This is a genomic window from Allobosea sp. TBD101 (assembly GCF_059817965.1).
This window is the reverse complement of the sequence record NZ_CM187543.1, coordinates 4,558,896-4,576,062: the sequence shown is the minus strand read 5'-3', so window position 1 is coordinate 4,576,062 and position 17,167 is coordinate 4,558,896. Positions and strand designations below refer to the sequence as shown.

General features: G+C 65.9%; 21 protein-coding genes, 1 tRNA gene and 1 pseudogene. 11 read left to right on the top strand and 12 right to left on the bottom strand.

The window, feature by feature from the left end:
- Positions 1-290: 290 nt before the first annotated feature.
- The 5 genes and pseudogenes from AC6RIC_RS22325 to AC6RIC_RS22305 all read right to left on the bottom strand — a co-directional run bounded on the left by AC6RIC_RS22325 (position 291) and on the right by AC6RIC_RS22305 (position 2,490).
- On the bottom strand, positions 291-920 hold the full coding sequence (locus AC6RIC_RS22325) for a LysE family translocator (protein ID WP_499733955.1): 630 nt from the start codon (positions 918-920) through the stop codon (positions 291-293).
- A gap of 125 nt (positions 921-1,045) precedes the next feature.
- Positions 1,046-1,183: pseudogene (locus AC6RIC_RS22320) on the bottom strand (IS256 family transposase); the annotation flags it as partial.
- Positions 1,184-1,503: 320 nt separating this feature from the next.
- The gene (locus tag AC6RIC_RS22315) at positions 1,504-2,088 is read right to left on the bottom strand and encodes a hypothetical protein (RefSeq protein WP_499733954.1); all 585 of its coding nucleotides are present in this window, start codon (positions 2,086-2,088) and stop codon (positions 1,504-1,506) included.
- Positions 2,085-2,306, bottom strand: a complete 222-nt coding sequence (locus tag AC6RIC_RS22310; RefSeq protein ID WP_499733953.1) for a DUF6538 domain-containing protein — start codon at positions 2,304-2,306, stop codon at positions 2,085-2,087. Before AC6RIC_RS22310 ends, AC6RIC_RS22315 begins: the two co-directional genes overlap by 4 nt.
- Before the next feature lie 97 nt (positions 2,307-2,403).
- Positions 2,404-2,490 (bottom strand) — tRNA-Leu (locus tag AC6RIC_RS22305).
- A 288-nt stretch (positions 2,491-2,778) separates the two neighbouring features.
- Between AC6RIC_RS22305 and AC6RIC_RS22300 the strand changes: the two genes are divergently transcribed.
- Together AC6RIC_RS22300 and AC6RIC_RS22295 are read left to right on the top strand one after the other, a co-directional pair.
- On the top strand, positions 2,779-3,783 hold the full coding sequence (locus AC6RIC_RS22300) for a complex I NDUFA9 subunit family protein (protein ID WP_499733952.1): 1,005 nt from the start codon (positions 2,779-2,781) through the stop codon (positions 3,781-3,783).
- A gap of 20 nt (positions 3,784-3,803) precedes the next feature.
- Entirely contained in the window at positions 3,804-4,484 is a 681-nt protein-coding gene (locus AC6RIC_RS22295) for an HAD family hydrolase (protein WP_499733951.1), read from the top strand.
- A 110-nt stretch (positions 4,485-4,594) separates the two neighbouring features.
- On the opposite strand, the gene AC6RIC_RS22290 is transcribed toward AC6RIC_RS22295, so the two are convergent.
- The gene (locus AC6RIC_RS22290) at positions 4,595-5,590 is read right to left on the bottom strand and encodes a 2-hydroxyacid dehydrogenase (protein WP_454658197.1); all 996 of its coding nucleotides are present in this window, start codon (positions 5,588-5,590) and stop codon (positions 4,595-4,597) included.
- 177 nt (positions 5,591-5,767) lie between these two features.
- Between AC6RIC_RS22290 and AC6RIC_RS22285 the strand changes: the two genes are divergently transcribed.
- Positions 5,768-6,298, top strand: a complete 531-nt coding sequence (locus AC6RIC_RS22285; protein WP_499733950.1) for an SH3 domain-containing protein — start codon at positions 5,768-5,770, stop codon at positions 6,296-6,298.
- Between the two features lie 7 nt (positions 6,299-6,305).
- Here the strand turns inward: AC6RIC_RS22285 and AC6RIC_RS22280 are convergent, their stop codons facing one another.
- Together AC6RIC_RS22280 and irr are read right to left on the bottom strand one after the other, a co-directional pair.
- On the bottom strand, positions 6,306-7,076 hold the full coding sequence (locus tag AC6RIC_RS22280) for a YbaY family lipoprotein (protein WP_499733949.1): 771 nt from the start codon (positions 7,074-7,076) through the stop codon (positions 6,306-6,308).
- A gap of 32 nt (positions 7,077-7,108) precedes the next feature.
- Positions 7,109-7,573: a Fur family transcriptional regulator Irr gene (irr, locus tag AC6RIC_RS22275; protein WP_454658194.1), complete on the bottom strand. Its 465-nt coding sequence runs from the start codon at positions 7,571-7,573 to the stop codon at positions 7,109-7,111.
- 287 nt (positions 7,574-7,860) lie between these two features.
- Between irr and fabA the strand changes: the two genes are divergently transcribed.
- The 5 genes from fabA (at position 7,861) to AC6RIC_RS22250 (ending at position 11,258) form a co-directional block, all read left to right on the top strand.
- Positions 7,861-8,373, top strand: coding sequence for a 3-hydroxyacyl-[acyl-carrier-protein] dehydratase FabA (gene fabA, locus AC6RIC_RS22270; RefSeq protein WP_061968412.1), 513 nt, complete (start codon positions 7,861-7,863; stop codon positions 8,371-8,373).
- Positions 8,374-8,486: 113 nt separating this feature from the next.
- A complete protein-coding gene (fabB, locus tag AC6RIC_RS22265; RefSeq protein WP_499733948.1) occupies positions 8,487-9,713 on the top strand; it encodes a beta-ketoacyl-ACP synthase I in 1,227 nt (408 codons plus the stop codon).
- A gap of 7 nt (positions 9,714-9,720) precedes the next feature.
- Positions 9,721-9,993 (top strand): DUF3303 domain-containing protein, encoded by a 273-nt coding sequence (locus tag AC6RIC_RS22260; RefSeq protein WP_499733947.1) that lies wholly within the window; start codon positions 9,721-9,723, stop codon positions 9,991-9,993.
- Between the two features lie 132 nt (positions 9,994-10,125).
- Positions 10,126-10,959, top strand: a complete 834-nt coding sequence (fabI, locus tag AC6RIC_RS22255; RefSeq protein ID WP_499733946.1) for an enoyl-ACP reductase FabI — start codon at positions 10,126-10,128, stop codon at positions 10,957-10,959.
- Positions 10,960-11,012: 53 nt separating this feature from the next.
- Complete coding sequence (locus AC6RIC_RS22250; protein WP_454658190.1) at positions 11,013-11,258, top strand: DUF2188 domain-containing protein; 246 nt, start codon at positions 11,013-11,015, stop codon at positions 11,256-11,258.
- Between the two features lie 65 nt (positions 11,259-11,323).
- On the opposite strand, the gene AC6RIC_RS22245 is transcribed toward AC6RIC_RS22250, so the two are convergent.
- The gene (locus AC6RIC_RS22245; RefSeq protein ID WP_454658189.1) at positions 11,324-11,680 is read right to left on the bottom strand and encodes a hypothetical protein; all 357 of its coding nucleotides are present in this window, start codon (positions 11,678-11,680) and stop codon (positions 11,324-11,326) included.
- Positions 11,681-11,855: 175 nt separating this feature from the next.
- Between AC6RIC_RS22245 and AC6RIC_RS22240 the strand changes: the two genes are divergently transcribed.
- Entirely contained in the window at positions 11,856-12,140 is a 285-nt protein-coding gene (locus AC6RIC_RS22240; RefSeq protein ID WP_499733945.1) for a GIY-YIG nuclease family protein, read from the top strand.
- 119 nt (positions 12,141-12,259) lie between these two features.
- Here the strand turns inward: AC6RIC_RS22240 and AC6RIC_RS22235 are convergent, their stop codons facing one another.
- Entirely contained in the window at positions 12,260-13,492 is a 1,233-nt protein-coding gene (locus AC6RIC_RS22235; protein WP_454658187.1) for an argininosuccinate synthase, read from the bottom strand.
- A 247-nt stretch (positions 13,493-13,739) separates the two neighbouring features.
- On the opposite strand from AC6RIC_RS22235, the gene AC6RIC_RS22230 reads away from it, so the two are divergent.
- Positions 13,740-14,348 carry a 2-hydroxychromene-2-carboxylate isomerase gene (locus AC6RIC_RS22230; protein ID WP_454658186.1) on the top strand — a complete coding sequence of 203 codons (609 nt, stop codon included), beginning with the start codon at positions 13,740-13,742 and terminating at the stop codon, positions 14,346-14,348.
- 4 nt (positions 14,349-14,352) lie between these two features.
- Positions 14,353-15,258 carry an NHL repeat-containing protein gene (locus tag AC6RIC_RS22225; RefSeq protein ID WP_499733944.1) on the top strand — a complete coding sequence of 302 codons (906 nt, stop codon included), beginning with the start codon at positions 14,353-14,355 and terminating at the stop codon, positions 15,256-15,258.
- On the opposite strand, the gene AC6RIC_RS22220 is transcribed toward AC6RIC_RS22225, so the two are convergent.
- Together AC6RIC_RS22220 and AC6RIC_RS22215 are read right to left on the bottom strand one after the other, a co-directional pair.
- Positions 15,259-16,332, bottom strand: coding sequence for a M48 family metallopeptidase (locus AC6RIC_RS22220; RefSeq protein ID WP_499733943.1), 1,074 nt, complete (start codon positions 16,330-16,332; stop codon positions 15,259-15,261).
- 97 nt (positions 16,333-16,429) lie between these two features.
- Positions 16,430-16,987 carry a LemA family protein gene (locus AC6RIC_RS22215; RefSeq protein WP_492284553.1) on the bottom strand — a complete coding sequence of 186 codons (558 nt, stop codon included), beginning with the start codon at positions 16,985-16,987 and terminating at the stop codon, positions 16,430-16,432.
- Between the last annotated feature and the right edge of the window lie 180 nt (positions 16,988-17,167).

Sequence of the window (17,167 nt, the reverse complement as noted above, 5' to 3'; positions counted from 1 at the left end):
TCCCTGCGGCATCGCCGACCGCGAACCGGCCGCAATTTTCACGGCGTGCCGCGATTTTGCGCTCCTGCTCCCGATTGCGTGCGCGGCATGGATGCCTTCGCGCACAGCCTCCGAGTACGCGAGGAACGGGATGGCGCTATCGCAGTTCAGGCTGGCCTACATGCGTTCCAGAACGTATTGCGCTTTGGTTATCGCTTCCAGCTTGCTCAAGGTCCGGGAGAAGCCACCGAAGTCAAATTGCCGCGGAAAGATCGGAGGGAACTGCGCCGGTCCCGCCGCCGTTCCGCGGCTCATCCGGCAATCGTGCGTCCTGCTAAAATCGCGGCGTAGACTCCAAGCGCGAAAGCGGAACCGCGTGGCAACAAGGTCCTTGATCTGTTTCGGAACGCTACGCCCAACACCCCTCCGGCGATGATCCAAACGGATTCAACCAGCGGCGTTATGACGGCCAAGGTCAGCAAGATCGGAAGCGCGACCTGCGTTTCGCTCGCCCATCCCACGGGCAGCAATACGAATGCGATCAGCAGGTTTTTCGGATTGAGAAAAGTCGTGACGGCAACATCTCTTGCGGTGACGACGCGCCTTCCAGGCGGCGTTCGCCGAGGCTCCCACAGGCGCGCTGCCATATAGGCCAGATAGCCACATCCGAAAATCTGGACAGCCGCTCGGATCGCCGGAAACGCATCGACGAGCGGGCGAAACAGGACGCCAAGTAGCAATGTTGCACCTAAATATGCGGCGATCGCTGCCCAGATGAGACGAAGCGCGGAGCGAATTCCCATCGTAGCGCCTGCGAGGGCGAGCAAGGTATTTGTCTGCCCCGGTGTAGCCACGACGAGGACAAGAGCGAAAACATAGCCGCTGAAGGACATGGTTCGCAGGTAAACGGGCTGGATAGCTTGCACTTTGCGCTGAAGCAAACGGTGAAACTCTTTCGCAAACGAGGTATCCGAATAGGATCGGTGCCGTTCTCGACGAGGTCGTGTTCCAGCTTGTGGTGTAGCTGTCGGTAGGAACCGTCGATCGCCGACTTTGGTCGGGCTGGTCAGGCCGCCGCGGCTGGCAGGCTGACGAGGGGATCATCGCTCATGGGCGTGATGCTTTCCAGCGTGATGTAACGGGCGCGCTGGACGGCCCATTCGTCATTCTGTTCGAGCAGGATCGCGTCGACGAGCCTGGTCTCGTCGGAACCGCCGAGGAACACCGCGTAGCCCAGCGTGTCGGCCCTAGCTTGGGCGACCTCACCGACACGAGCCCCGGTGTAGGCACAAAGCCAGGGCACCCACCGCTTGGCGGCGGAGGTCTTCGGCTGTTCATTACCCTGCCGATGAGCGTCGGCGGCCTCCAGCAGCGCCTTGGCCTCCTCGTCGGTGAACCCCTTCGGTCGGGTCACCCTGCGTTTGCCGAGCTTGATCGTGATGCCAGTCGCAGGGTTGTTGGTCAGGCGGTGATTGCTGACGGCCCACCCGAAGAGGGTCTTGAGGGCGGATAAGTCGCTGTCCTTTACCGTCTTCGCGGAGATGGGCTTCTTGGTTCTCGGGTTGATTGAGGACAGCCGGTGATCCTTGAAGCCGACGACGTGTTCGGGGGTGACCTGTGTTGCATCGTCGTGCCCGAGGAAAAGGCGACAAAGCCGTCCACGGTGTTGCCGTAACTCTCATGGGTGCTCGGTTTGCGACCCGTTGCCTGGGCCTCCTTCCACCAGTCCGCGAGGATGCCGGTCAGGCTGGTCTTGCCGCTGGTCGGCTGGAGGTCCTTGGGCGCGTCCCTCGGCTTCCACTCAGGGAACCGCGAGGCAGCAGGGTCCGGGCTGTAGTCGCCAGCCGCGTTTTTCTTGAGGTGCTCCCCAGCCCGTCGAGCGGCGGCGCTGATGGCCTCCAGAAGCCGGGCGCGGGACGGCTGGTCGATATGTAGGCCTCGCTGGCGTAAGAGCCTATCGACCGCCTCTCCGTACCAGTGCTCCAGCTTGCCGGCCTCGCGGGCCTCCTGATCCAGTCGGAGCCAGTGCTGCCAGGCCGTCTCATTGCCGGGCTCGTCGGCCATCTGCTTCGTGAGTTCGGAGTAGAAGATGCCGGCGAGGGCGGTCACCTCACGGTTACTGAGGACCTGGGCCGGGGAGCGCAGCGCCTTCCAGTGGCTTCCACCTCGGCGGCCACTGAGGCGTGTGCCTCGCGGGCCTTGGCGGGGTCCTTCGTCCGCAGCGTACGGACCTCTTCGCGCTTCCCGAGGGCGGCTCGAAGGTCCTTCGGAACGGCCTTGCGGAACCAGTAAACGCCGGTCTTGGGATGCTTATGCGGACGTGTCATACTCAGGACTATATGGATCACCCGATTGTATCACTCGGGCGTCCATAAGTCGTTGATTTCCGCTAAGTACTTGAGGTTGGTAGTCCTCAAGAAATGTTGGTGCCCAGGAGAGGACTCGAACCTCCACGCCCTTGCGAGCGCCAGCACCTGAAGCTGGTGCGTCTACCAATTCCGCCACCTGGGCAACGGCGGTTCGTTTACGGGGGGCGAGTCGTCCTGTCAACGGCCCTGTCGCGACGAAATGAATTTGTTTTCGCGGCCCTGTGGAAACCGCTTTCGTGGGCCTGGCGGATTTTGGGGCGTCTCGGCTCAAAAAAACGGCTGAACGGCGCCGAACGGGCGCAGTGCCTTCTCTCCGATAGGGCGGAACGCCGCAGGGCCGGGATATCGGAGCCGCCGGCCGCAAAAGGCATTTCCACTTTGGCGGAACATGATCTAGGAGGGCAGAAGCATTCTAAACGGAGCTTTCGCGATGGCTTCCCAGGCCCCGGCCCAGCAACTCGTCACGGTCTTCGGCGGCTCCGGTTTCGTCGGCCGCCATGTCGTGCGTGCGCTCGTCAAGCGCGGCTACCGGGTGCGCGTCGCCGTGCGCCGGCCGGATCTCGCCAATTTCCTTCAGCCGATCGGTACCGTCGGCCAGATCCACGCCGTACAGGCGAATCTGCGTTATCCCGCCTCGGTCGCTGCCGCGGTGAAGGGTGCTGACGCCGTCGTCAATCTCGTCGGCATCATGCAGGAGCAGGGCCGCCAGAGCTTCCCGGCCGTGCAGGCGAACGGTGCGCGTGCCATCGCCCAGGCTTGCGCAGCTGCCGGCATTGCGCGGCTGGTGCATGTCTCGGCGCTCGGCGCATCCACCGAATCGGCTTCGGCCTATGCCCGCTCCAAGGCCGAGGGCGAGGCAGCCATGTTCGCCTCCGTGCCGGGTGCCGTCGTGCTGCAGCCGTCGGTGATGTTCGGCCCCGAGGATACCTTCTTCAACCGCTTCGCCTCGCTCGCCCGCATGCTGCCCGTCCTGCCGCTGGTCGGCGCCGGCGCGACGAAGTTCCAGCCGGCCTTCGTCGGGGACGTCGCCGAGATCGTCGCCCGCGCCGTCGACGGCACCGTTCAGGGCGGCCGCATCTATGAGCTCGGCGGGCCGGAGGTGCAGAGCCTGCGCGAGATCGTCGAGGAGGTCTGCAAGGTGACCGGCCGCAAGCGCTTGCTCGCGCCGCTGCCTTTCCCGCTGGCGCGGATCATGGGCAGCGTCCTGCAGATCGTCGATTCCCTGACGCTCGGCCTGATTCCGGACGAGCTGGTGATGACACGCGATCAGGTCACTCTGCTCGAGAGCGACAACGTCGTCTCGGCGGAAGCCAAGGCCGAGGGCCGCGACTTCGCCGGGCTTGGCCTTGCGCCGACCTCGTCGGAGGCGGTCGTTTCCTCCTATCTCTGGCGTTTCCGCAAGACCGGCCAGTTCGACACGCTTCAGGCCCGCTGAGCGGCAGGCGGAGCAGGGGCGTGTCGTTCGATCTCGTCATCTATGATTGCGACGGCACGCTGATCGATACCGAGACGCTCTATGGCGAGGTCAGCCTCGCCATGTGCCATGAAGTCGGGCTCGGCCACTGGACGCTCGACCATTATGTCGATCAGCTCGTCGGCATCCCCTGGGCCGACGGCATGAAGATCATCGAGGCGGCGCTGGGTAAGCCTCTGCCGGATGATTTCGAGACGCGCATCGAGGATGCGGTCGCTCTCCGCCTGGAGATCGAACTGCGCGCGCTTCCCGGCGTGCGGGAGGCGCTGACGCTGATGGCGGGGCGCCGTTGCGTCGCCTCCTCGACGGTACTGGGGCCGCTCAGGCGCAATCTCGGGCTCGCAGGCCTGATCGATCTGTTCGATCCGCATGTCTTCTCGGCCTCGCAGGTCACGCGTGGCAAGCCGGCGCCGGATGTCTTCCTGTTCGCGGCGTCGCAGATGGGTGCGCGGGCCGGACGCTGCCTCGTGCTGGAGGATTCGGTGCCGGGCGTGCTGGCGGCGAAGGCGGCCGGCATGCAGGTTGCCGGCTTCACGGGCGTTGCCCATGACAAGGGGCGCATGCGCGAGCGCCTGCTGGCCGCCGGTGCGGCTGGTGTCATCGACGATTTCAGGGAATGGCCGGCGGAAGCGGCGCGCATTGCGGGAATGCGTGCCCCCTGAGCTGCCGGGCTGAGTGCCTGCCGGATAACTCGTGGTCTCAACCACCCTTGTCATTCCGGCTCTTCGCTGCACGAAGCCCCGGAATGACAGCGGGGTGAGAAACGTGCTCCTCAGAGCATGCTCGGCAGCACGCGGTCCGGCGGCTTGTGGCCGTCCATGAAGGTCTTGATGTTGACGATGACCTTCTCGCCCATGTCGGCGCGGCCCTCATGCGTGGCCGAGCCCATATGCGGGAGGACCACGACCTTGTGCTGGCGCGCGAGCTTGAGCAGGCGCGGGTTGACCGCCGGCTCGCTCTCGAACACGTCGAGGCCGGCCCCGGCGAGCTCGCCGGCTTCCAGCATGCGGGCGAGCGCGGTCTCGTCGACGACCTCGCCGCGGGCGGTGTTCACCAGGATCGCGTCCGGCTTCATCAGCTTGAGGCGGCGGGCCGAGAGCAGGTGATAGGTCGCCGGCGTATGCGGGCAGTTGACCGAGACGATGTCCATCCGCGCCAGCATCTGGTCGAGCGAATCCCAATAGGTCGCGTCGAGCTGCTCCTCGATGCGCGGATCGACCCGGCGGCGGTTATGATAGTGGATCGACAGGCCGAAGGCCGCGGCCCGCTTCGCCAGCGCCTGGCCGATCCGGCCCATGCCGACGATGCCGAGGCGCTTGCCGGTGATGCGCCGGCCGAGCATCCAGGTCGGCGACCAGCCGGCCCAGTCGTCGTCGGGAATGACGCGCGCGCCCTCGGCGATCCGGCGGGCGACGGCGAGGATCAGCGCGATCGTCATGTCGGCGGTATCGTCGGTCAGCACGCCCGGCGTATTGGTGACGGTGATGCCGCGCTGCACGGCGCTGGCGACGTCGATATTGTCGACGCCGTTGCCGAAATTGGCGATCAGGCGCAACTGGTCGCCGGCCTGCGCGATGATGGCGGCGTCGATCTTGTCGGTCACGGTCGGGACGAGCACGTCGGCGGTCTTCACGGCCTCGACCAGCGCCGCCTGCGACATCGGCTTGTCGTCGATATTGAGCCGTGCGTCGAACAGTTCGCGCATCCGGGTTTCGACTACGGCGGGCAGCTTGCGCGTCACCACCACCAAGGGCTTCTTCTTCGACATGGCGGTCACCCCTCCGTCATTGGCCGCATCGGCCTGATATCCTCAACCCGCCATTAACCCTGGTGTCCCAGGAATGGGAATTGTTGCGCGGCACCATATGCGTGTCTAGGCGGCGGCGCGGCTGATGACAACTTGCCCCTTCGCCGGGGGGAGCGGGATGCGAAGGAGAATGGCGCGATGAAGGTCCCGTCGATGCGATGCCTGGCCCTGACGGCACTGGCCCTCGTCGGCTTGCCAGCGATCGCGCCGGCTCAGGACATGCAGGCCGGCTCGGTCACCGGGTTGCCGGTACCGCGCTATGTCAGCCTCAAGACGGACCGGGTGAACCTGCGCGAAGGCCCCTCGAAGGAGCATCGCACGCGTTGGGTCTATCAGCGCGCCGGCCTGCCGATGGAGGTCACCGCGGAGTTCGAGACCTGGCGCCGTGTGCGCGATGCCGACGGCACCGAGGGCTGGGTGCTGCACAGTCTGCTCTCCGGCCGCCGGACGGCGCTCGTCGCGCCCTGGTCGAAGAAGAAGGACGAGAATTTCCCGATGCGCAGCGCAGCGAACGAGGAAGCCGCCGTCGTTGCCAGGCTTCAGCCCGGCGTCGTCGCCAATGTCGCATCCTGCGCCAATACCTGGTGCCGCGTCAGCATCGGCAACATCAACGGCTTCATCCGCCAGGAGCGGCTCTGGGGCGTCTATCCCAACGAGAAGGTCGACTGACCGATGGTCACTGCCGCGCCAGCGTCATCACCGCCCGGCCGCGGCTGTCGAGCAGCGCGAGCAGGCCGGAGCCGCGATGGATATCCCAGCGGCGGACCTTGGCGAGCCCGTCAAGGAAGCTGCGCTCCTGCGCCATCACGTCCGACACGCAGGCCATCATCGTCGAAACCATGCGCGAGAACCGGATCACCCGACCCTGAATAGTCGCGGTGCCACCAAAGCCGTTGCAGCCGCCGCGGCCCGACACCTTGCCGTCCGCCGCGATCTCCAGGGTCGTGTTGATCGAGGCCGGGACATCCTTGCCGCCGAGGCTGGCGAGACGCCAGCTTCCGATCGGGGAGGGGGCTGTGGCGGGCGGCCGATCATCGCCCGAGACGCGCTGGACCCGGATATCGGTATTGTCCGGCCCGCCCGTGAAGACGCTGTGCCGTTCCGTGGTGATGAAGAGCAGTTGCCCGCGCTGGGTGATGCGCGCCTGCAGCGCGTAGCTGTGCCGGGGCTCGATCTGCCGAGTGTCGAAGCGCAAGGTCCATGGCGCCGGGATGCGCCGGCCGGAGACGCGGGTCTCGGCGATCGTGCGGCTGGGAGCGTCGGCCAGCGAGACGTCGAGCAACTTCACCTCGACGATGGCGCCGGGCGGCAATGCCATGCGCTCGCGATAGGAGACGGTGCCGCGCAAGCTGCGCGGCGCGGCCAGTGCCGGCGCGGCCGGAAGGGCGGTCGCGAGCAGAAGCGCTGCCAGCGCGCGGCGCGAGACCGGCGAATCGGTGAAATGCATGCCCATCGTCTCCGGAACGGGCAGAGCTTATGTCAGATCTCGACCTTCCGCAGCCGCACCACGACATCGACCCGCGCGATCTCGTAGCCTGCCGGCGGCACAGGGAGGCTCGCGACATCGATCTCGTCGGCGGGGATGTCGATCACCCGGTTCTCGCCGTCGACGACGAAATGGTGATGCTCATGATCGGCCGTGTCGAAATAGGCCTTGGCGCCGTCGAGCGTGAGTTCCCGCAGCAGGCCGGCCTCGGTGAACTGGCGCAGCGTGTTGTAGATCGTCGCGAGCGAGACCGGGATGCGCTCCTTCATCGCCTCTTCGAACAGCATCTCGGCGCTGACATGGCGCTGGCCCTTGGCGAAGAGCACCCAGCCGAGCGAGACGCGCTGGCGGGTGGGGCGCAAGCCCACGCGTCGGAGCTTCTGGCGGATGTCGTGGAAGGGGCAGCCCTGCCGTACCGGCGTCCCGTAGCCCTGGTCCTGGGAGGTCAGGTCGCTCATGCCCAGCTCGTGCACCCTCTTATGAAACGGATGTCCTGAAGGCTCCGTCTGTTGGAAGAATTCCAATTTGAAATGTAGGGCGTCGGCCACCCGGTCGCAAGCGTTGGACCGTCTTATAGGTTCCTGCGAAGCGTGGCTGCATTGATCTGGCGCAGTCTCGCTGTGGTTTTTGACGCTGCGATGCGGGTCTTGGGACGTGCCGCCCTTTCGTTTCCTGCTCCCGCCGTGTTAGGCACGGCAGGCGAGACACCAGCCGAATCCGGCCGGTGCCAGGGAGCCTCACGGGAATGCAGCGTCAGTCGTCTTTCAGCTACGAGGAGATCCTCGCCTGCGGTCGTGGGGAACTGTTCGGGCCGGGCAATGCGCAACTGCCGCTGCCGCCGATGCTGATGTTCGACCGGATCGTCGAGATCGCCGAAGAGGGTGGCGAGCACGGCAAGGGCATGGTCCGCGCCGAGTTCGACATCAAGCCTGACCTCTGGTTCTTCGATTGCCATTTCAAGGGCGATCCGGTGATGCCGGGCTGCCTCGGCCTCGATGCGCTCTGGCAGCTCACCGGCTTCTTCCTGGGCTGGCTCGGCCTGCCGGGTCGCGGCCGTGCGCTCGGCGTCGGCGAGGTCAAGTTCGCCGACCAGGTTCTGCCTTCGGTCAAGAAGGTCGTCTACGGCGTCGACTTCAAGCGCGTCTTCAAGTCGAAGCTCGTCCTCGGCATTGCCGATGGCTGGCTGGAGGCTGACGGCAAGCGCATCTATACCGTCAGCGACATGCGCGTCGGCTTGTTCAAGCCGGAAGCGGCCTGAGGAAAAACGTAAGCCGACCTTGCGCCTAGCTGCCGCTCGGTCCATTTGCGCGATATGAATCCAGAAGCGGCTGGGCCTGTCCCGCCGCGTGCTGACAGCTGGAGTAAGCGAGCATGAGACGCGTCGTCGTCACAGGGATGGGCATCGTCTCGTCCATCGGCAACAACACGCAGGAGGTCCTGGCCTCGCTGCATGCGGCGAAATCGGGCATCTCCCATGTCGCCGAATTCGCCGAGCACGGCTTCCGCAGCCAGGTCGCGGGCGTGCCGACGCTCGACCCCGCGACGGTGCTCGACCGGCGCGCCATGCGCTTCCATGGCGGCGGTTCGGCCTGGAACCAGGTCGCGATGGAGCAGGCGATCGTCGATGCCGGACTTGAGCCGGCCGAGATCAGCAATGAGCGCACCGGCATCATCATGGGCTCCGGCGGTCCCTCGACCCGCGCCCTGATCGACGCCTATGACAAGGCCCGCGAGAGCGGCTCCTCGAAGAAGGTCGGCCCCTTCGCCGTGCCCAAGGGCATGTCCTCGACCGCTTCGGCGACGCTGGCGACCTGGTTCAAGATCAAGGGCGTCAACTATTCGATCTCCTCGGCCTGCGCGACCTCAAACCACTGCATCGGCAATGCCTATGAGCTGATCCAGTGGGGCAAGCAGGACGTCATCTTCGCCGGCGGCTGCGAGGAGCTGGACTGGACGCTCTCCGTCCTCTTCGACGCCATGGGCGCGATGTCCTCGGACTTCAACGGCACGCCGGCCCGCGCCTCGCGCGCCTATGACGTCGCCCGCGACGGCTTCGTCATCGCCGGCGGTGCCGGCGTCGTCGTGCTGGAAGAGCTGGAGCACGCTAAGGCGCGCGGCGCCAAGATCTATGGCGAGATCGTCGGCTATGGCGCGACCTCGGACGGCTACGACATGGTCGCTCCGTCGGGCGAGGGCGCGGTGCGCTGCATGCGCATGGCGCTTGAAGGCGTGAAGAGCAAGGTCGACTACATCAACCCGCACGGCACCTCGACCCCGGTCGGCGACGGCAAGGAGATCGAGGCGATCCGCGAGGTCTTCGGTGCCGGCGACAAGGCGCCGCCGATCTCGGCGACGAAGTCGCTGACCGGCCATTCGCTCGGCGCCACCGGCGTGCAGGAGGCGATCTACTCGCTACTGATGCTCAACAATGACTTCATCTGCGAGAGCGCCCATATCGACGAGCTCGATCCGGCGTTCGCCGACATGCCGATCGTGCGCAAGCGCATCGACAATGCGGGCCTCGGCACCGTGCTCTCGAATTCCTTCGGTTTCGGCGGCACCAACGCCACCATCGTGATGAAGCGCCTGGAGGTCTGAGAGCGCCATGCTCTTCATGGTGATCGAGCATTTCGATCAGGCCCGCGTGAAGGATGTCTACGCCCGCTTCCAGCATAGCGGGCGGATGGCTCCGGCAGGCGTACGCTATGTCGAGAGCTGGGTCTCGGCCGATCTCGGCCGCTGCTTCCAGGTCATGGAATGCGATGACGTCGCCCTGCTGCAGGAATGGGTCCTGCAATGGAACGACCTCGTGCGTTTCGAGATCGTGCCGGTCTCGACTTCGAAGGCCGCCGCTGCCGCGATCACCAAGACCGACTAGTCCAAGACCTGCCGGTGCCGGCAACGGCCCGGCGATGATGATACGCCGTTCAAAGTTCGACCGACCTGCCCCGCCGACTTTCCTCCGTTTCCCGTCTTCGGACCAGTTCCTGAAGCCCCTTCCGAGTTTGCCATGCTCCCGCTGATGCACAACAAGCGCGGCCTCATCATGGGCGTCGCCAATCAGAATTCGATTGCCTGGGGCATTGCCCGCACCCTTCACGCCCATGGCGCCGAGATCGCCTTCACCTATCAGGGCGACGCGCTCGGCAAGCGCGTCCGGCCGCTCGCGGAGAGCATCGGCTCGACGCTGGTCGTGCCCTGCGATGTCGAGGACACCGCCTCGGCCGATGCCGCCTTCGCGACGCTGGACGAGGCCTGGGGCGGCGATCCCGAGCGCAATACGCTCGACTTCATCGTCCATGCCATCGGCTTCTCCGACAAGAACGAGCTCAAGGGGCTCTATGCCGACACCAGCCGCGAGAATTTCTCGCGAACCATGGTGATCTCCTGCTTCTCCTTCACCGAGATCGCCAGGCGTGCGGCGGACCGCATGCCGAACGGCGGCAGCATGATCACGCTGACCTATGGCGGCTCGACCCGGATCATGCCGAACTACAACGTGATGGGTGTCGCCAAGGCGGCGCTGGAGGCGAGCGTGCGCTATCTGGCCGGCGATTACGGCCCGCGCGGCATCCGCGTGAACGCGCTTTCGCCCGGGCCGGTGCGGACCCTGGCCGGCGCCGGCATCTCCGATGCGCGCGCCATGCTGTCCTGGCAGCGTGCCAATTCGCCGCTGCGCAAGTCGGTTTCGCTTGAAGAGATCGGCGGCTCGGCGCTCTATTACCTCTCGGATCTCTCCGGCGGTGTCACCGGCGACATCCACCATGTCGACGCCGGCTATCACATCACCTCGATGCCGGTGCTGGATTCGCTGCGCGCGGCCGATAGCGGTAACGGCGACTAGCCGGAACCCCATGGCCGGGGCGCGGTTTCCTTCGAGCGAAAGGAGGACGCGCGATGGTCATGGTCAAATACGAAGTGGTCGAGCACGATGGTGGCTGGGCCTACAGGGCAGGCGGGGCCTTGTCGGAAACCTTTCCGACACATGACGCGGCGCTGAAGGCGGCAACCCGCGCCGCCGCCCGTCAGACAGTGGCGGGGGCCACCGACGGGATCGTCTATCAGGACCAGAACGGCCGCTGGCACGAGGAGCTGGCGGATGGCCACGATCGACCCGCGACCCGGGTCGTCGACAGCGGCTGAGGGCGCCTTCGCTTCGATGATGGGCTATAGGGCCGCCACGCGGCCCTTTCGCTTGCTCACGGGCTTCAGCGCGCGGTGAAGAAGGTCAGCAGCACCTTGTTCTTGTCGCCGAGCAGGCAGAGGAAGCGGCGCGGCTTGTCCGAGCGGTCGGTTCGCAGATAGGCCTCGCTCATGACGATGCGCGTGACCGGGATGTCCTCGATCTTCGATTCCGACACCGCGACCGTGGCACCGTCTTCGTCGATATAGATATCCTTGATCTCCGGCTCCCTGGCATGGAGCGTCTGCAGCGCGGCCGCTTTGCAGGTCGCGATCTCGGGCGTCGCCGGCTTCTCGCTTTTCGGTGGGACTTCCTGGGCAAGCGCCGCGACGGGCGCGCAGAGGGCGGCGGAGATCAGGGCGGGGGCGAGGAAGCGAAGCATGCTGGGAGCACTCAGGTTGATCGGTGAGTGCTGAACGCGCGAGCGCGTCGCCGGTTCATGAAGCGGCGCTTTTGAAGTGTGTCATCCCGTGCGCGCTGCGGCGCGAAGTGCCGCTGCGCAGACACGGGACCGTGTGCCGGGTAGGGTGCCGTCTCGCGCTCACCGCGAGGCCTGCATGACCACCCGCATCTACGCCGTCTACATCCTCGCGGCACGCAAAGACGGTCCGCTCTACATCGGCATCACCAACGACCTCGAGCGCCGGATCGCCGAGCACAAAGCCCACGCGCTCAAGGGCCATGCGGCCAGGTACAACATCGACCGGCTGGTCTACGTCGAGACCTTCGACGAGCCGAACCAGGCGATCGAGAGGGAGAAGGTTCTGAAGAAGTGGCGACGCGTCTGGAAGATTGCGCTCATCGAAAAGGAAAACCCGGCGTGGTCTGACCTCGCCGGGTGATAGGAGTTCTTATCGGGGGACGATCCCGCATCTGCGCCGCAGCACTTCGTGCTGCAACGCGTGCGGGATGACACGCGGGGCTGTGCAGCAGGGCGCTAGGCGTCCCGCGGTATCGGGCCTCAGAGCCCCAGCTTCTTCTTCCGCTGGCCGAGCGTACGCAGGCGCAGCGCGTTGAGCTTGATGAAGCCCGCCGCGTCGCGATGGTCGTAGGCAACCGCGCCTTCCTCGAAGGTGACGAGGTCCTGGTCGTAGAGCGAGTAGTCGCTCGACCGGCCGATGACATGGACACCGCCCTTGTAGAGCTTGAGGCGCACGTCGCCGGTGACGAACTCCTGGCTCTTGTCGATCAGGGCCTGCAGCATCTCGCGCTCCGGCGAGAACCAGAAGCCGTTATAGATCAGCTCGGCATATTGCGGCATGATCTGATCCTTGAGATGCGCCGCGCCGCGGTCGAGCGTGATCGACTCGATGGCGCGATGGGCCGCATGCAGGATCGTGCCGCCGGGCGTCTCGTACATGCCGCGCGACTTCATGCCGACGAAGCGGTTCTCGACGAGGTCGAGCCGGCCGATGCCGTTGTCGCGGCCGAGGTCGTTGAGCTTGGCGAGCAGCGTCGCAGGCGAGAGCTTCTCGCCGTCGATCGCGACCGCGTCGCCCTTCTCGAAGGAGACCGTGACGATGGTCGGCTTGTCCGGCGCGTCTTCCGGCGAGATCGTGCGCGAATAGACGTAATCGGGCACCTCGACCGCCGGGTCCTCCAGAACGCGGCCCTCCGAGGAGGCATGCAGCAGGTTGGCGTCGACGGAGAAGGGCGCCTCGCCGCGCTTGTTTTTGGCGATCGGGATCTGGTGCTGCTCGGCGAAGGCGATGAGCTGCTCGCGCGAGCGCAGGTCCCATTCGCGCCAGGGCGCGATCACCACGACGTCGGGCTTCAGCGCATAGGCGGTCAGCTCGAAACGGACCTGGTCGTTGCCCTTGCCGGTCGCGCCATGGGAGACGGCGTCGGCACCGGTCTTCTCGGCGATCTCGATCAGCTTCTTGGCGATCAGCGGGCGCGCGATCGAGGTACCCAGCAGGTAGACGCCCTCATAGGCGGCATTCGCGCGGAACATCGGGAAGACGTAGTCGCGCACGAATTCCTCGCGCAGGTCCTCGATGAAGATGTTCTCCGGCTTGATGCCGAGCAGCAGCGCCTTGTCGCGCGCCGGTCCCAATTCCTCGCCCTGGCCGAGATCGGCGGTGAAGGTCACGACCTCGCATCGATAGGTGGTCTGCAGCCATTTGAGGATGATCGAGGTGTCGAGACCGCCGGAATAGGCGAGGACGACCTTTTTCACGCTGCTGTCAGCCATCTGTTCAATTTCCTTCTGGCAGCCCCCATGGGCCGCGTTTCGGACGCAATGGCGCACTATCCCAGCGCTCGGGGCGAAGCAATCGGAACCTTCTGATCGATCCCGCGTCGTCCGCTGATGGATGGGCGCGGGTGAACGCGTCGTCCCTCCATTCCACAGGCGCCGATCCGCGGCGCTTGCGGTCGCGTTACGAAGAGCGCAGGCTCGATCGGGCGCGACACGACATGACGACCTGTTCGGAGGCTGAATGCCGAATCGTCCCGTTCTGGACTTCTGGTATGAGTTCGCGTCGCCCTATTCCTGCCTGAGTGCCCTCAGAATCGAGAAGCTGGCCGAGGACGCCGGCGTCGCCCTGCGCTGGCGCCCCTTCCTGCTCGGGCCGATCTTCGCGGCTCAGGGCTGGAACACCTCGCCCTTCGCGCTCTATCCCAGCAAGGGCCGCTACATGTGGCGCGACACGGCGCGGCGCGGGCGGCGGCAGGGCGTCGCGATCGTCAAGCCCGATAATTTTCCCCAGAATTCGCTGGCGGCCGCCCGGCTGGCACTGGCTGGTCGCGACGGCGGCTGGACTCCGGCTTTCTCGAAGGCGCTGTTCCGGGCGCATTTCTGCGAGGGCCGCAACATGGCGGAAGAGGCGGTGCTGAGCGCCGCGTTGAAGGAAGCGGGCAGCGATCCCAATGTCGCGCTGCCGCTCTCGCGCAGCGAGGAGGTCAAGGGCCGCCTCAAGGCCGAGATCGAGTACGCCAAGTCGATCGGCATCTTCGGCGCACCGTTCTTCGTGGCGGGCGACGGCGAACTCTTCTGGGGCGACGATCGCCTGGAAGAAGCGCTGGAATGGGCGACGGACGGACGTTGAAGCCATGATCCTGAACCGGCGCCGTATGCTGATGGCGGGAGCCGGCTTGTGTCTGGCCTCGGCCGCGCGGGCGCGCCCCGCCTTGCCCGGCGAGGCGCCGGCCTATGACAGCCGCGAATTGACCGCGGTGCCGAACGCTGCGGCGATCGGCCGCCGCTACTGGTCACCCGGTCTCAACGAGGGCTATGTCCCGCAGGGCCTCACCGTCTTCGGCGACGAAATCCTCATCGCCGCCTACCGCAGCACCGAGCGCGAGCAGGACAATGGCCCGGCGCGGGTGTTCCGGCTCGCGCGGGCGGGCGGGCGTCTGCTCGGCAGCTTCGCGCTGCCGGCGACCTACGGCCATCCCGGCGGCCTCGCCAATCTCCGCGGCACATTGTTTGTCGCCAATTCCGGCCGGCTGCTCGCGCTCGATTTCAAGGAATCTTGCCGCACCGGCGAATGCGTTCCGCTCAAGGAGACACGCGTCGACAAGGCGATGGGTCCGTCCTTCCTGACGGCCTCTGGCGATGCGCTCTGGTTCGGCCCCTATCGCCGTGAAGGCGCGCCGAACCTGCATGCGGTCCCGATCGATCGCATTCTGGCCAGCAGTGAGGCGCCGATCGGGCTCGCCGACAGCCGGGCCACCCTGCCGCTGCCGCTCTTCGCGCAAGGCGCGACCTTCGACAAAGCGGGCAAGATCTGGATTGCGCAGAGCTCCGGCAACCGGCCGGCCTTCCTGTCGCAGCTGGATCCCGCAACGGGAGCCGCGCTTGCGCGCTATCCTGCTCCCGGCGGCATCGAGGATCTCGGCCTCGCACCGGACGGCAAGCTCTGGGCGGTCGGCGAAGCCGGCACGCAGCGCTGGAACCGCTGGGCCACCTTCTATCCGTTGGTCTTCGAGATCGATCCGGCGAAGCTCGTCACGTGATCAGCCTTGACCGGGCGCTTGCGGCGGCCGTGCCCAAGGCCCACGCGCCGCGGTCTCCTCGACCATCGTCGGCAGGTCCTGCCGCTCGCCGATCTTCGGCGGGTGGGGCGGCATGGCCGGCATGCGCCCGCCGGCGGTCTCGATCAGCGCCTGCACGCGTTTGGTGACGGAAGGGTGGGTCGAGAACAGGTCGGCGAAATCGTCCGGATCGTTCTCGAAGCACATGTCCATCACGCCGGACGGCACGCCCTCGATATCGGCCCGGCCGGAGATCTTGAGCAGGGCGGAGATCATCGCATCCGGGTTCTTGGTCAGTTCGACGGCGCCGGCATCGGCGAGATATTCGCGCGAGCGCGACAGCGACAGCCGGATCAGCACCGCCAGGAACCAGGAGATCGCGATCACCGCGATGCCGACGATGATGGCGAGCCCGTTGCCCTTCTTGGCATCATCGGACGAGACTCTGACCCGGCTGCGGCCGAAGCCGCGGAAGACAATCTCGCCGACGAAAGAGACGATGCCGGCGATCACTACCGCGATCACCATCAGGCGGACGTCGCCGTTGCGGATATGGGTCAGTTCATGGGCCAGAACGGCCTCGACCTCGGCATCGTTGAGCTGGGCCAGGAGGCCGGTGGTGACGCTGACCGTGAACTGCTGGTCGTTGACGCCACTGGCGAAGGCGTTCAGCGCCTCGCTCTCGACGATGGCGAGCTTCGGCATCGGCAAGCCGCGCGAGATGCAGAGGTTTTCCAGCATCCGGTAGAGCTTGGGATTGTCCTCGCGCGCCAGGCCTTTCGACCCCGTGACCGCGTTGATCATCGCGACATTCATGCGGAAGCCGATGAAGACCCAGAGCATCGCCGCCGCAGTGATGAAGGGGAACCAGGAGCGGAAGACACGGGCCGCCTCGCCGAAGGCGGTGCGCCCGCGCGGCACGCCGCCATAGCCGAAGGCGACGAGCAGCAGGCCCCAGGCGGTGAGATAGACCAGCAGGAAGAGCCCGGCGATCAGGAGATTCGACCTGATCCGGTTGTTGCGCTGGTGGGTGTAGAGCCCGAAGGCCTCGGCCATTGCAGCCGCTCCGCCTGCTTGGCATCGGGCCGAAAAGTGGATGCCACTTTTCGGAAGGACCTGATGCAAAAGTAAAAGCTAGAATGCTCTTCTGCCGTCAGAACTTCACGCTGGGTGCGACTTCGATCTGGGCGCGCGTCTGCTCGCCGACATCGAAGAATTCCCGCTGGGTGAAGCCCATCTGCGGTGCGAATAGCACGGCCGGGAAGGCCTGGATCGCGGCGTTGAACTCGCCGACCGCATTGTTGAAGAAGCGCCGCGCCGCCGCGAGCTTGTCCTCGACATTGCCGAGATCGACCTGGAGCTGCTGGAAATTGGCGCTGGCCTTGAGATCGGGATAGGCCTCGCCCAGCGCCAGAAGCCGGCCGACCGCGCCGGAAAGCTGCTGCTCGGCCGCGGCCTTGTCATGGACACCGGTCGCGCCCTGCGCCGCATTGCGGGCGGCGATCACCGCGTCGAGCGTCGATTTCTCGTGCGTTGCATAGCCCTTCACCGTCTCGACGAGATTCGGGATCAGGTCGTGGCGCTGCTTGAGCTGGACGTCGATATCCGCGAAGGCCTGGTTCACGCGCTGCCGCATCGCGACGAGCCCGTTATAGGTCATGATCAGATAGACGACGAGGACGACGATCAGCCCCAGAATGGCCCAGCCCATGGCACCCCTCCCAAAACGTGGACAAAATCCGGCCGCAGCCTTGCACGAAGCGCGAAGTCGGGGAAGCTACGCGATGTCGGCCGGCGTCGGCTCCCTCGAATAGAGGATGCCCGTGGCGTACGACGTCCTTGGGGGCAGGGAAAAGAGGCGGTATCGGCGTCCCTGTCAGGGCTTCGGCCT